Below are 13,928 nucleotides of genomic sequence, written 5' to 3' on the forward strand. Positions count from 1 at the left end.
AAGTGCTGCACGGCTACGAGTCTGCATGGCTTCCTGCGGCCTTGCTGCAAGATGATCAGCGGCAAGCGCTGGCCGACACGCTGTTTGCCGCAAGCCGGCAATGGGGCGTGTCGCTACACGTCAACAAGGGCTTGGCAGGCGCGCCGGCCGAGGCCGTCGCGGCGTCAAGGGACACCGCCACGAACCCGGCCGCGCTTGATGCGTTTGCGCTGCTTATCGCGGGGATGGAGGGGCCACCCGCTTATCCGGGCATCCCCGGCCACGAGCCGGATATCGAAGCAGCACGGCGCAATGCGCGGGCAATCGGGCGCGCGATGGACGAAGTGCGCAAGCTGGTTCCGGAGCCCGGTTCTTACGTCGGTGAAAGCAATTTCTTCAACGCGAATTGGCAGCGGGCCTTCTGGGGATCGAATTACGGCAGGCTGCTCGCCGTGAAAGATCAGTATGATCCTGAAGGCTTGTTCTTCGTCCATCACGGCGTAGGGAGCGAACGCTGGAGCGCCGACGGTTTCACGAAACTTGTATAAGACCGAGACCGGTTGATCAGTCGCACACATGTTGCACACACGCCGCTCGAGATGCCCTGCCTCCCCCTTTTAAGAGTCACTTCAACGATGCCATCCACTACAACTCGATCGTCATCAGATGAGGCATACGAGCCTGGGGCACCGCACCGGCGCCTTGCGCTGGATGAAAACCGGCACGTCATCACGCATGGCCTCAAGACTTACTTCTGGCAGGACATCTACCACATTGCACTGACGGTCGGCTGGCCGCTGTTCTTTGCGGTCGCAGCACTGCTCTTTCTTCTTCTCAACTTCGGGTTCGCGTTGCTGTACCTGCTAGGACATCACGCTATCGCCAACCAGGCTCCCGCGGGTCTGCTAGGCGCGTTCTTCTTCAGCGTGGAGACGCTTGCAACGGTTGGTTACGGCGACATGCATCCGGATACCATCTACGGCCACAGCGTCGCCACGCTAGAGATCTTCGTCGGCATGTCGGGTATTGCGTTGACGACCGGCATGATTTTCGCGCGGTTTTCGAGGCCCCATGCACGTATCCTGTTTGCGAAGCGCGCGGTGGTGCGCCCCATCGACGGCCGCATGACACTCATGGTCCGCGCCGCCAACGCGCGTCAGAACGTGATTGTGGAAGCGAAGGCGCGCATGCGGCTGATGCGTTCGGAGACCACGCCCGAAGGGTTCTATTTTCGCAAGGTGCTTGATCTTCCACTGATCCGCGAACAGCATCCGATCTTCCTGCTCGGCTGGAGCCTCATGCATGTCATCGATGAAGAAAGCCCGCTCTTTGGCCAGACGCTGGAGTCGCTCAAAGCGAGTAACGCCGAGCTGATGCTCATGGTGGAAGGCCTGGACGAAACCACGGCACAGCCCATGCAAGCACGTTATGCATGGCCGCCTGAATGCATTCTTTGGCAACATCAGTATGTCGACCTGATGTCTGAACGGGACGGTGAGACGCATCTTGACTACGGCAAGTTTCATGATGTCGCGCCGCTTTGACTGGGTCGTTGGTTCGGGGCGCTATGGCTGGAACTGATCCGGCGGTTCTTACAATCACTGTATCTGTCGCGCCGATTTTCTGGCGGTTAAGCTAAAGCACGCTATTCCCCTCGCCATGGAAGGAACCCATGACCGCCGCCAACAAGACCGTTCGAATGTTGACCCGCTATAAAGCGTGGGCCAACGATCTCATCTTCTCCATGCTGAAGGACATGCCGTACGAAGAGGTCGTCCGGGCACGGCAGACACGCTTCGGAAACATGGTCCACACCCTGAACCACATCTACGTCATAGACGCCGTGTTCCAGGCTCATCTTCAGGGACGCGAACATGGTTACCCGGCACGCAATACACCGAGTCATCCGTCCCTGGAAGAACTGTGGCAAGCGGTCCGCACGCTGGACCAGTGGTATGTCGATTTCGCCGAGGGTCTATCGGCTGACGATCTCAACAGGTCAATTCACTTCAAGTTTATTGGCGGTGGCGAGGGTGTCATGACCTGCAACGAAATGATCCTGCATGTGGTGAATCACGGTACTTATCACTGCGGCTTTGTCGGCGACATGATGTATCAGGCGGGAGTCACCCCCTCTGCCACCGATCTTCCCGTGTTCCTGCGTGACGTGGCGCAAGACGCTTAGCATGGTCTATGAGCGGTCGGGACTCATGGTTCCCGCCGTGGCTTGCCGGTCCGCTCGCGGCGAGCGTTCAAAGCGTTTCTTATAGCAGCGCGCAAAATAAGAGGGCGATTCGAACCCGCTTGCAAGGCTGACCTCCATGATGGAAAGGTCAGTTTGTTGCAGCAGTTGACGGCCTCTTTCCAGCCGCAAGTTCAGATAGAACCCGGCGGGCGATTCGCCCATGCTTGCCTGGAAAAGCCGCTCGAGTTGCCGGCGGGTGATATTGACACTCCTGGCCAGCGGATCAATAGCCAAAGGTGTTTCAATGTGCTGCTCCATCTGCGCAATAGCCGATAGCAGCTTGGTGTTGTTCACGCCATAACGCTCAACGGGCGCCGTGCGTTGCAAATTCTTTTGAGGACGAATCTGTCCAAGCACGAACTGGTCTGCCACCCGGATCGCAAGATCACGCCCGTGACGCCGCGCGATCAATTCGAGCATCAGGTCCATCGACGCGGTTCCGCCAGCTGAGGTGATCCGCTGGCCGTCGATCTCGAAGATCTCATGACTGGTGCGTAGCGCTGGATAACGTTCTACGAACGCCGCGATCGTCTCCCAGTGAACGGTTACGCGAAAACCTTGCAGCAACCCCGCTTCCGCTAACACGAAGGCGCCGGTGTCCACGCCGCCAAGAATGATTCCTGCGATTGCCTGTCGCTTCAGCCAATGCTTCAGCGTCCGGTCGAGATAGGCCAGCGGATCGTACGCTGCGACGACGAACAGGATTGAAGCCGTCTCGATCGTTTGTAACGGCCCGTCGACTGCCACTGACATGCCGTTGCTCGCCGCCACCGGATGTCCGTCCGCGCTCAACACCTTCCATCGATACAACTCGCCGCCGAGCCGGTTAGCAGACCGCAAAGGTTCAGCGATGGCTGCAAAATCGAGCAGCGAAAAACCGGGCATCAGCAAAAAAACAATGAGTTCGCTCACGGGGCGGACACCTCAACCAGACCTGATAACGGATTGTCGCAAAATTATCAATCAAGGTCGCATATTTATTGTTCACTCCGGGACAGGAACCGTAAAGTTAGCCGGACGCTGAGTGGCATTCAGCTGCGCTTCCGGCTTCTTGGCGGAGGCTGAAGCCTGAGTTTGAATGAGCCATTCATAGCGTGGTTATCAATTAGGATGACGTATCTAATAAAGAGAGATAACAGCCCGACTGCAACAAGCACACAGCACAACATGGAGATAAAGATGAACGCAATCGCAAGCCCGGCCGACGAGACGTTCTCCGCAGACTGGAGAAGCTTCGAATCGACCCATCGCCTTCGGAGAGTCAATCTCCTGGCCGACAGCCTGGAAACCACATGGGACGATGACCGGATCAGTCACTACCATTTCTTGTGGCTGCGCGACAACTGCCCCTGTTCGAAGTGCATCCATCCGGGGACCCGCGAACAGATGTTCGAAGTAGTGGACGCGCCCGATGACCTTGCCGTCGAGTCCTTTTCCCTGGACGCAACGGGCGCGCTGAGTGTGCGCTGGAGCGACGGCCATCGCAGCGTGTATGAAGCCGGCTGGCTGCGTTCCCACGCCTACGACTTTCTGTCACGAAGCGAACGGGCGGACCGGCTGCGCAGCGTACTTCCGTGGGAAAGCAACCTGCTTATCCCCACGTTCGCCTACTCTTCAGTGATGTCATCCGACTCTGCACTGCTCGACTGGCTGCTTGCCGCGCGCGACGTTGGATTGACCATGCTCATCGGCATGCCTTCAATTAACGAAGCAATAGAAACCGTGGCTAGGCGCATATCGTTTATTCGCGAGAGCAATTTCGGCGTTACCTTCGAAGTCAGGACAAAAGCTGAAGCCGCCGATAGCAATGCCTACACGGCACTGGAATTACCGGCTCACACCGACCTGCCGACCCGAGAGCTTCAACCCGGCTTGCAGTTTCTCCATTGCCTGATCAACGATGCCACTGGCGGAGAAAGTACCTTCGTGGATGGATTCGCGATTGCAGCGACTTTGCGTGCAGAGTCACCCGAAGACTTTCGCCTGCTATGCGAGCATCCGGTTGAGTTCTGGAACAAAGCGCCGCAGAGCGACTATCGAAGCTGTGCCCCTATTATTGGCCTCGACTCGCGCGGCGAGGTGAGTGAAATCCGGCTGGCGAACTGGCTTCGCGCGCCCTTCAACTTGCCGGCGTCCGAGATGGGCGCGTTCTATCGTGCGTACCGGCACTTTTCCGCGCTGACCCGCGATGCGCAATTCATTGTGAGTCGCCGGCTGGAGGCGGGCCAGATGTGGTGCTTCGACAATCGCAGAACCATGCATGCCCGCAAGGCCTTCGATCAGGCGAGCGGGAAGCGTTTTCTGCGAGGGTGTTACATGGATCGGGATGAACTGCTTTCACGCATTCTTGTGCTGCAGCGCGGTGAACCGAGCCGCTCGATCCGAGCCACCTCGTAACTACTCACCTTGCTTCGGAGACGTAACAGCCCAACGCCGCTGCATCGCTTCTACAAGATGCCGCCACAGGAATTCAGCAGCCGGAGAGAGGCGCCGGCCGACCCGCCGTATTGCCTGGCTGCTGAATTCGCGTGCAATCGGATGCTCGAGTTCCAGTGCGACCAGACGGCCCGCTTCAAGGTATTGCCGCGCCGCATCGGTCGACATGAACGCCACGCCTAGTCCCGCCGCGGCAATGGCTTGGGCAGCCGAGAAAAGATCGCAGCGATACGACGGCGTCAGGTTCAGCCGCTCTGCTCGAATGATGGCATCAAGATATTGCTGGGCGCCAAAGCGCTCCGGCATGAAGATAAGCCGCTGATCACGCAATTGCTCAAAACGGATGCGCCGCTCGCCCGCCAACACATGGCGCGGGCTGACGAGCGCACAAAATTGCGCCGCCCGGAACGTGCGAGAACGTATGGCGGGGTCGCTGCCACCGCCCGCGCATAAACCAAGCTCGACGTCGTCGTTGCGGACCATCGCGATGATTTCGGACGTCGCGCCGCTACGCAGCTCCACCACGATGTCAGGAAACTGCAAGCTGAAACCCTCCAGCACGGTGGCCAGCAGATTCTCGACGAACCCCTCACCCACGCCAATGCCCAGCCGTCCGCGCCGCAGGCTCCTGAAATCTTCCAGTTGTGCCAGCATGTCCGCATCGCGTCGGCAACTCTCGCGGAAATGTTCGACGAGGCTTAGCCCGATCTCGGTCAGCACTGCGCGTCTGCCGCGCCGCTCCAGCAGCACGACCCCGTGGTCGCGTTCGAGTTGCGCCACTTGCCGGCTGATCACGGAACCGTTAATGGCTAGCGCGTCGGCCGCGGCACGCACGCCACCGTGCACATCGATTTCATGCAAATAACGCAGGCTCCGGGCGCTAAGCAAATTCTCGCGGGCAGGCGTATTGTTCTTAGCCATATTCTTGTCTGTTGACATTCAGGTCAACATTATCGGTCAGTGAACGTCATTGATTAGCGGATTTTGCAGCAGAATACTCCCTCACTAGATTTCTTACAGAGAGACACCCACGACCATGGAAAATACCAAGGGCTTTTGCTCCCTAGACGACACGACGGATCTGCGCGATGAACTAAGCGAGATCCGTCATCGGCTGCACCAGAATCCGGAGCTTGCGTACAAGGAGTTTCAAACCTCCGACCTCGTTGCGCGAAGCCTGGAAAGCTGGGGTTACAAGGTGACGCGTGGCCTGGGTGGAACTGGCATGGTCGCCTCGCTCACTGCGGGTTCAGGCACCCGCGCCGTGGCCGTGCGCGCCGACATGGACGCGTTGCCGATTGCCGAAGAAACCGGTTTGCCGTACGCCAGCCGCAACGCTGGCCTGATGCACGCGTGCGGCCACGACGGCCACACCACCATGGTCCTGGGCGCAGCGCGCCACCTCGCGCGCACTCGCGCATTCAACGGCACGGTCCACCTCGTGTTCCAGCCCGCCGAGGAGATCGGCGCGGACAGCGGCGCCATGCGAATGATTGCCGACGGCCTGTTCGAGCGCTTTCCCTGCGAGGCAATCTTCGGTTTGCACAATCACCCCGGCTATCCAACGGGCACGTTCATGTTCCGCAGCGGCCCTTTCATGGCGGCATCGGATACGGTCAACATCACCATTCATGGCCGTGGCGGCCACGCAGCGCGCCCGCATCTTGCCGTGGATCCGGTGGTCATCGGCGCGGGACTGGTGATCGCGTTACAGACGGTGGTCGCACGCAGTATTGACCCTATGCAAACAGCCGTGGTCACGGTTGGCGCCTTCAACGCGGGTCATGCCGCCAACGTAATTCCTGAGTCAGCGCGTCTACAGCTCAGTGTTCGGTCGTTCGACCCCGCTGTACGCAAGCTGCTCGAAGCGCGTATTCGCGCGCTGACGGAAGCTCAGGCAAGCGCGTACGGTGCACGCGTTGAGATTGAGTACGTGCCGGGTTATCCGGTCGTGATCAACAGCCAGGCCGAAACGGAACTGGCGTTGCAAGTGGCACGCGAACTGGTTGGCGACGACCGGGTAGTCGATAACTTCGGCCCTATCGCCGGCAGCGAAGATTTCGCTTATTACCTGCAGAAGAAGCCGGGATGTTTCCTGCGCCTGGGCAACGGTGAAGCCGCGCCGATGCTGCATAACGCGTCCTACGACTTCAACGACGACAACCTCACTGTCGGCGCGGCCTACTGGACTCGTCTGGTCGAGCGTTTCCTCGCGCAGTAGGTTTCGTGCGAGCAGGTCAGTAGCACTTCGTTGGCAACACAAAGCTTGCGCACTGCGCGATGTTTCGGCATCGCGCTTAGCCGTGCGCCGGACCCAAGTATTCACGGGACTTTCATGTCAGTCATTACAGCTCAGCCTGCTAAAGCGGTATCGCAAAGCAAGATCGTGATTGCCGCGATCATCGGCAACCTGCTCGAGTTTTACGATTTCACCGTCTATAGCTTTTTCGCACTCACGATCGCGAAGCTATTCTTCCCGGCGCATGACCCCGTTGTCTCCACGTTGCTCGCGCTGTCCGCGTTTGCGATCGGCTTTGTCGCGCGCCCGGTCGGCGGCTTCGTGCTGGGTCACTATGCGGACAAACGCGGCCGGCGTGCTGCGCTGACCCTGACCATCTTCCTGATGGCGATCGGCTCAGCCATGATCGGCCTGGCCCCGAGCTATGCAAGCATTGGCCTCGCCGCACCGGCCCTGATCATCTTCGCCCGACTGTTGCAGGGCTTCGCGCAGGGCGGTGAATTCGGCGCCGCCACCGCGACGCTGCTCGAGACGGGAACGGCAAAGGGGCGCGGTTTTCGGGCTAGCTGGCAGCTCGCGAGCCAAGGTGCTGCTGCACTGATGGGCTCGGGCATTGCGGCACTGCTGACGTACCAGCTAAGCGGCGAGCAGCTGCTCGACTGGGGATGGCGAGTGCCGTTCCTGATCGGTACGCTGATCATGCCGGTCGGCGTGTATTTGCGCCGGCACATTGTGGAAGAGCCGTCGCAGGCCAAGGCGGCCAAGCCGAGTCTGGAACCGGGCCTCGTGCGCAAGTGGTTCCTGACTGTATTCGCCATCATGGGCATGACGGTGGCGACCTACGTCCTCATGTACTACATCCCCACTTATTCGATCCAGTACCTGAAGATGCCGGCCAAGCTTTCCATGCTGGTGTCGATCTGCGCGGCGATCGTTTCGCTGACTTTGTGTCCGCTCTGGGGCGCGCTATCCGACAAGATGCAACGTCGCAAGCCGCTGATCCTCGCGGGACGCATTGTGCTGATCGTGCTGCTTTATCCGGCGTTCTGGCTGATGAACCAGTTTCCCTCGTTGCCGGTCATGGTTGGGTTGATCGTACTGCTGATGTTGTTCTACACAATGGGTTCGGCACCGGCGTATGCACTCATGCCGGAAAACTTTCCGAAGCACGTGCGCGCGGGATATCTTGCGAGTGCGTATGCGGTGGCGGTGTCGGTGTTTGGCGGCTCGGCGCAACTGGTGGTGGCGTGGCTGATCAAGGTGACCGGCAATACGATGGCCCCCGCGTGGTACATGATCGCATGCGTGATCATTTCGCTGATCGCTGTTTCCATGCTCGATGAAACCGGTGGACGTGAGCTTACGTGATGCTTTCGAAATAGCAGCGGGAGTGAATGAAGCCGCGTGATACACGATGCAACTATAAGGCTGGGTGCTCAGGCGCCCAGCCTTTTTTCTTGCGCGTTAGCGAACGCTTCGGTGAGAAGGCCTTCTTAGACTTTGTTCGTCAACATCCTAGTATGTGGTTTCGCTGCGCCGCGGCTTGCACCGTTTCCACTCCCGGCCCTAAGCTCGACTGCACAACATCAGAGCCGGACTGGCCAGAATTAGTTACCACTACTTAGGTAACGAAATCGGTAGGAGACAATCATGACAATGCGAGCATATGGCCTCGTACAAGTTGCATTGGTGTTAGTTTTGCTGGCGAGTTGCGGAGGCAACGGCTCGGACGGAGGCGCGGTTTCTTCCGGGACGCCGGACCCCGGCATCGCAAAAACTACCGTACGCTACGCATTACCACCCATGGGCTGGAATTCATGGAACACATTTGCGTGCAACGTGAACGAGAACGTCATCAAGTCAGTGGCGGACACGATCGCTGCAAGCGGCATGGCCGCGGCGGGTTATCAATACGTGACGCAAGATGACTGCTGGGTAGGCGGACGCGATCCCGCCACCGGTCAGCTCTATGCCAACCCCACCACCTTCCCGAGCGGCATCAAGGCGCTTGCCGATTACGTCCATAGCAAGGGCCTGAAATTCGGGCTCTATACATCCGGCGGCACCAACACCTGCGCCGCACTTGCGCACGGCACGCGCCCGCCGACCTACCCGCCTGGAGTGGGCGCAGGCAGCCTCGGACATGAAAGTGTCGACGCAGCCACGTTCGCGAGCTGGGGTGTCGACTACATCAAGCTCGACTATTGCGGCGGCAATCTCAGCGCATTCCCTGCCATGCGGGCAGGCATCGCCGCGACCGGCCGGGCGATGTACCTAAGCATCAACCCCTACAGCGCGAATCAAACCCTCCCAACCAACTTCGCCTCCGACGGCACGTTGTACGTGCCCGCGTATGCCGATACCTCGCGCATCTCGCAGGACATCACGAATACCTTTACGTCGGTGGTATCCATCATCGATATCAGCGCGAAGGATGCATCGTGGACAATTCCCGGCTACTTCAACGACATGGACATGCTCGAGGTCGGCCGCGGCATGACGCCTGACCAGGACACCGCTCACTTCGCAATGTGGGCAATGATGTCAAGCCCCTTGAATGCCGGTAACGACGTCCGCAGCCAAAGTGCCAGCACGCTCGCGTTGCTCACCAACGCCGGTGCGATCTCGGTGAGTCAGGACGCGCTGGCCTTGCAAGCCGTGCCCGACGCGGCCGATAGTTCCGCCACCCTGCAGGTCTGGACCAAGCCGCTGCAAGCAAGCGGCACGCGTGCCGTGGCCCTGCTCAATCGTGGATCGACCGCTGCGACCGCTACGGTCAACTTTGCCAACCTTGCGCTAAGCGGACCGGTGCAAGTGACGAATCTGCTGACTGGAGCAGTCTTGTCGCCGGCGGTGTCGACGGGAAGTTATAGCGCAAGCGTGCCGGCAACCGGCACGGTGCTGTTGAAGCTGACGGGTACCGATCCACTCGCGTTCAATGCCCCGCTCGCGCTTTCGAACTGGATCTGGGCCAGCACACAGGCCGGAGCAGTCGCCGTCAAAGTCTGGCCCAGCAATGACGTGTTGCCGGTCGGCGCAACCGCGACGGCTGCGATCAGCGTCAATGGGACGTCATACCGCGATGGCCTCACGGTGAACGCACCGGCGCAGATGGTCTATCGACTCGGTGGACACTGCAGCACGTTCCAGAGCGATATCGGTTTGGACGCTGCGGCAAAAGGCGCGGGCACCGTGGACTTCCAGGTCTGGGCCGACAACGTCATGCTCTATGACAGCGGTGTGATCAACGGATCATCGCCGACGAAGACCGTCCGCGTGGGCTTGAACGGCTACCAGACCCTTCGCCTTGTTGTGACCGATGCGCAAGATGGCGTCATCAATGACGTAGCGGACTGGGCAGACCCAACGCTCGTCTGCGGATCGTAAGGGGATAAGCGATCACGTGAATGCCTTGCCGGCATCGAAGCGAATGTTGGCGGTAGCAACTGCCTCTATGGTCGGGCCGAAACTGCCGATCTCCGGCAAGGTCGCATTGTGATGTTCGACGATTCGGGCAGCAGTGGCGTGGGTCTTGTCGTGCGTGGTGTGAGCGTCGGCGACGAGTGTCACGCCGTATCCGAGAGCCGCGGCACGGCGCACCGTTGTATCAACACAGAACTCCGTGGCGTAGCCGCATACGACAACGTTGGATACGCCACCGCTCTCAAGCATCGAGCCAAGGTTCGTCCTCAAAAATGAGTCCGGGGTTGTCTTACGGACTCTCTGGTCAGACGCGTGGACGTCCAGCTCTTTAGCAAGAGCCCAGCCGGGCGAGCCGTATTCAAGGTCACCTGTTGCGGTTTCATGCTGAACAAAAATCACCGGAACGCTAGCGGCACGCGCCCGCGAAGTCAGTTCGTTGATGCGGGCGAAAACATCCCCTGACAACGCCGGTGAAGGAGACAGCCGGAACAGGCCCTCTTGAACATCGATCACAATCAGCGCTGCGACCATATCTTTGCTCCCGGGAAAACCGTAGTCTAGCCGACCGCGTGACGCTGCAAAAAACCGATCCCCTCAGATAAAGAATTCCAGCCGAGTCCTTTATCCGAAGGAAGTTGAGCCCCGCCGTACCGGCTAAGAGCTCGCGCTGTAGAACTGCAGATGCTTAGTTCGATGCTGGTGCCGGAGCGGCTGCCGCAGGCTTATGCTTGCGCGGCCCACCATGCTTCTTCCCGTGGTCATTTCGGAACAGCGGGTCAGCAATCTTCTTCTGCTCGTCGGACAACGTGGCGTAAAGCGCGCTGAACGACGCAGCCAGCTTCTGCATATTGTCTGCGTGCAACTGGGACAACTCAGCGTAGGACTTCATCGCTTCGTCTGCATTCTCCGAAGGCAGTTTGTGCGCACGATCGTGGAAGGCCTGATCGGTCTTGGTCGCGTTGTCACGCATCGTTTGCGCAAAGGCATCCCACTGTGGCGCCTGCTGGCTCGTGATCTTCATCTGCGCATGCAGGTCGTCGATTCGCTTCTCCACGAAGTCTGCGTGCTTCTGTGCATGGCTCATCGGTGCCGAAGCGGCCGAATCGCTTGCCGCCGGGGTCTGCGCCCATGCGGACGTCGTGAAGCAGGCAAGCGCGAACAATGCAGGTGCAACAGCAATACGAATGGATGGTTTCATGTTGGGAGGCTTGAATTGAGTTGTTAGATTCGCGGCGTTTCTATCAGGACGCGTTGTGGTCATGTTGCCGGCCAAGGTACTCGATGAGCTCAATGTACTTTCAGCGAGGTCGGCGGGCTCGGAATGACAAGCTCAGTACTCAGTAACCAGCAGGATAACTATTCGGGTAATACGCGACGCCCGGCGGAGGCGGCGGAGGCGGTGCTGAATAGACCACAGGAGGAGGCGCCTGCGTGGCGGCGCCCGCGATAGCCGCACCCGCTACAACACCCAGCAGCGCGCCGACGAGCAGGCCACCACCGCCTCCGCCACCGCCGCCTCCTCGATAACCGCCATGGTTATCGCCGTGACCACCATGGTATCCACCGTGGCCGCCGCCGTGGTCGTCATGGTGCTGCGCTTGTGCCGGTAGTACGGACGTTGCGGCGGCAATCGCTATAGCGACCGTCGCCAGCCGGCGATACAACAAACTTCGGGAACACTGCGTCATTAAGTGCGTCTCCTTTCGTGTGAGAGGTGGAGTGCCTGCATCGACAACCGCGGCAAGATTACCGATGAAGGACGATCGGGGCCATGACGACCGGCGATCAAATGCAGAGGAGGAGTAACTCCACCGTTATTGCACGACCAGCTTAGCCCCCATTACTTACAGTTCCATGGCAGCACTACCAACGGTCCTCGTGCATCTGCCTCGTGCATCTGATAACCCTCGGTTCAGAAAAGTTTCCAAAGTGAAGACGATTAGCCGAACGAGCGTTCATCCGCTCTATTTATCTCCTCTTTTATCTCCGTTTTTTATCTCGCTAGCGAAATAAAAATTTCCCGCCTGAACCGTGGTGCTTTATATCCTCGGCGTTGCCGTGAATGAGGTCGCAAGCTCCTTGTCAGCGACCTATAATCTTCGCAGGCGCTGATTCGCTGGAAGGTGAGTGGCGCCGCCCGGCCCTTCTTTGTCACTTAACTCCGTACTACGTAATTGAGGGATGATGCCATGACCCGCAAATACATCGACTGTCGCGAGTTTCCTAGCGAGATGAACTGCAGCATCGCGCTGTCCGCAGACTCCGACCAGGAACTCCTGGATGCCGCCGTCCAGCATGCCGTGTCAGTTCATAAACACACCGACTCTCCCGAACTGCGTGCCCAGTTGAGCGCGTTGTTCCACCAAGGCACTCCGCCGGTCGATTCACCGAGAGCCGCATGACTCGCTGTTGAACGATCGAAACGTACCCTCACCAAGTGGCATCGATTAAATAATAAGTATGACGAACCAGGTTAAGCTAAACGCCGCCCATTTCAACCGGAATGCTTTTAAGGGAGCATGTCATGGCAGTCGACCAGTCAAAACTCGATGCATTCATGGGAGGGTTTGTCCACGATCTCGGCGCCGTGATGCATGCGGCCACCGTTGTCGTCGGCGATCAACTCGGGCTTTATAAGGCGCTCGCCGCCAAGCCGCTACGCGCGGAAGAACTCGCACAAGCGACCGAAACAGATGCGCGTTATGTTCGCGAGTGGTTAAGCGCCCAGGCCGCGAGCGGCTACGTCACTTATGATCCTGCGTCGGAATGCTTTGGCCTTAGCGAAGAACAGTCCTTCGCGCTCGCCGAGGAAGGCAGCCCGGCGTTCATACCTGGCGCGTTCCAGATCGCCGTCGCGCAGTTCAAGATCATCCCGAAGATGGTGAAGTCGTTCAAGACCGGACTAGGGGTTGGATGGCATGAGCACGATGTCTCGCTCTTTCACGGCACCGAGCGTTTCTTCCGTCCGGGCTACGCAGCGTATCTTGTGAACGACTGGATTCCGTCGCTTGGCAGCATCGAGGCGAAGCTGAAAAGCGGCGCACGCGTGGCAGATATTGGCTGTGGTCACGGCGCGTCCACCATCATCATGGCGCAGGCTTATCCGCAATCCACATTCGTGGGCTACGACTATCACGAAGGATCTATCGAGCATGCGAGAGAGTCGGCGGCAACGGCAGGCGTAAGTGACCGCGCGAGTTTCGAAGTCGCTTCGGCCAGTGATTACCCGGGAAGCGACTACGACTTCGTCACCATGTTCGACTGTCTTCACGACATGGGCGATCCACTCGGAGCGGCGCGTCACGTGTATGAAACCCTGGCCGAGGATGGCACGTGGATGATCGTCGAACCGTTTGCCAACGACACGCTTGAAGGAAACCTGAATCCTGTTGGGAGGATATTTTACTCAGCATCCACGTTGATTTGTACACCGGCTTCACGAGCGCAGGCCGGCGCCATGTGCCTGGGCGCGCAAGCCGGCGAGCGGCGGATTCACGACGTAGTCACAGAAGGAGGTTTCCGGCAGTTTCGCCGGGCGACGGCAACGCCGTTCAATCTCATCTTTGAAGCCCGCCGATAATACGAGGCTGGATCCCCGGCGTTGCC

At 59.1% G+C, this 13,928-nt stretch carries 14 protein-coding genes; 9 read left to right on the top strand and 5 right to left on the bottom strand.

Annotated elements, in window-relative coordinates:
• From JWR14_RS01920 to JWR14_RS01930, 3 genes are all read left to right on the top strand, one after another.
• The coding region (locus JWR14_RS01920) for a BBE domain-containing protein (RefSeq protein ID WP_299700392.1) at positions 1–527 on the top strand (527 nt) is incomplete at its 5' end.
• An 87-nt stretch (positions 528–614) separates the two neighbouring features.
• Positions 615–1,523, top strand: coding sequence for an ion channel (locus tag JWR14_RS01925; RefSeq protein WP_299700395.1), 909 nt, complete (start codon positions 615–617; stop codon positions 1,521–1,523).
• Between the two features lie 128 nt (positions 1,524–1,651).
• Entirely contained in the window at positions 1,652–2,164 is a 513-nt protein-coding gene (locus JWR14_RS01930; protein WP_299700400.1) for a DinB family protein, read from the top strand.
• A gap of 6 nt (positions 2,165–2,170) precedes the next feature.
• Here the strand turns inward: JWR14_RS01930 and JWR14_RS01935 are convergent, their stop codons facing one another.
• Positions 2,171–3,136: a GlxA family transcriptional regulator gene (locus JWR14_RS01935; RefSeq protein WP_299700403.1), complete on the bottom strand. Its 966-nt coding sequence runs from the start codon at positions 3,134–3,136 to the stop codon at positions 2,171–2,173.
• Between the two features lie 267 nt (positions 3,137–3,403).
• Between JWR14_RS01935 and JWR14_RS01940 the strand changes: the two genes are divergently transcribed.
• Positions 3,404–4,621 (top strand): gamma-butyrobetaine dioxygenase, encoded by a 1,218-nt coding sequence (locus JWR14_RS01940; protein WP_299700406.1) that lies wholly within the window; start codon positions 3,404–3,406, stop codon positions 4,619–4,621.
• Here the strand turns inward: JWR14_RS01940 and JWR14_RS01945 are convergent, their stop codons facing one another.
• Positions 4,622–5,581 carry a LysR family transcriptional regulator gene (locus JWR14_RS01945; RefSeq protein ID WP_299700409.1) on the bottom strand — a complete coding sequence of 320 codons (960 nt, stop codon included), beginning with the start codon at positions 5,579–5,581 and terminating at the stop codon, positions 4,622–4,624.
• Between the two features lie 115 nt (positions 5,582–5,696).
• Here JWR14_RS01945 and JWR14_RS01950 point away from each other — a divergent pair, with 115 nt between their 5' ends.
• The 3 genes from JWR14_RS01950 (at position 5,697) to JWR14_RS01960 (ending at position 10,286) form a co-directional block, all read left to right on the top strand.
• A complete protein-coding gene (locus JWR14_RS01950; RefSeq protein WP_299700412.1) occupies positions 5,697–6,881 on the top strand; it encodes a M20 aminoacylase family protein in 1,185 nt (394 codons plus the stop codon).
• 114 nt (positions 6,882–6,995) lie between these two features.
• Complete coding sequence (locus tag JWR14_RS01955) at positions 6,996–8,267, top strand: MFS transporter (RefSeq protein WP_299700415.1); 1,272 nt, start codon at positions 6,996–6,998, stop codon at positions 8,265–8,267.
• Positions 8,268–8,549: 282 nt separating this feature from the next.
• Complete coding sequence (locus JWR14_RS01960; RefSeq protein WP_299700418.1) at positions 8,550–10,286, top strand: NPCBM/NEW2 domain-containing protein; 1,737 nt, start codon at positions 8,550–8,552, stop codon at positions 10,284–10,286.
• A 12-nt stretch (positions 10,287–10,298) separates the two neighbouring features.
• Here the strand turns inward: JWR14_RS01960 and JWR14_RS01965 are convergent, their stop codons facing one another.
• From JWR14_RS01965 to JWR14_RS01975, 3 genes are all read right to left on the bottom strand, one after another.
• The gene (locus JWR14_RS01965) at positions 10,299–10,853 is read right to left on the bottom strand and encodes a cysteine hydrolase family protein (RefSeq protein ID WP_299700421.1); all 555 of its coding nucleotides are present in this window, start codon (positions 10,851–10,853) and stop codon (positions 10,299–10,301) included.
• 154 nt (positions 10,854–11,007) lie between these two features.
• Positions 11,008–11,520 (bottom strand): Spy/CpxP family protein refolding chaperone, encoded by a 513-nt coding sequence (locus JWR14_RS01970; RefSeq protein ID WP_299700424.1) that lies wholly within the window; start codon positions 11,518–11,520, stop codon positions 11,008–11,010.
• Positions 11,521–11,659: 139 nt separating this feature from the next.
• Positions 11,660–12,010, bottom strand: coding sequence for a hypothetical protein (locus tag JWR14_RS01975; protein ID WP_299700427.1), 351 nt, complete (start codon positions 12,008–12,010; stop codon positions 11,660–11,662).
• Between the two features lie 501 nt (positions 12,011–12,511).
• On the opposite strand from JWR14_RS01975, the gene JWR14_RS01980 reads away from it, so the two are divergent.
• Positions 12,512–12,724 carry a DUF1059 domain-containing protein gene (locus tag JWR14_RS01980; RefSeq protein ID WP_299700430.1) on the top strand — a complete coding sequence of 71 codons (213 nt, stop codon included), beginning with the start codon at positions 12,512–12,514 and terminating at the stop codon, positions 12,722–12,724.
• Positions 12,725–12,846: 122 nt separating this feature from the next.
• A complete protein-coding gene (locus tag JWR14_RS01985; RefSeq protein ID WP_299700433.1) occupies positions 12,847–13,902 on the top strand; it encodes a class I SAM-dependent methyltransferase in 1,056 nt (351 codons plus the stop codon).
• Positions 13,903–13,928 lie beyond the last annotated feature (26 nt).

Source organism: Caballeronia sp. (assembly GCF_028292365.1).
Taxonomy (GTDB): domain Bacteria; phylum Pseudomonadota; class Gammaproteobacteria; order Burkholderiales; family Burkholderiaceae; genus Caballeronia.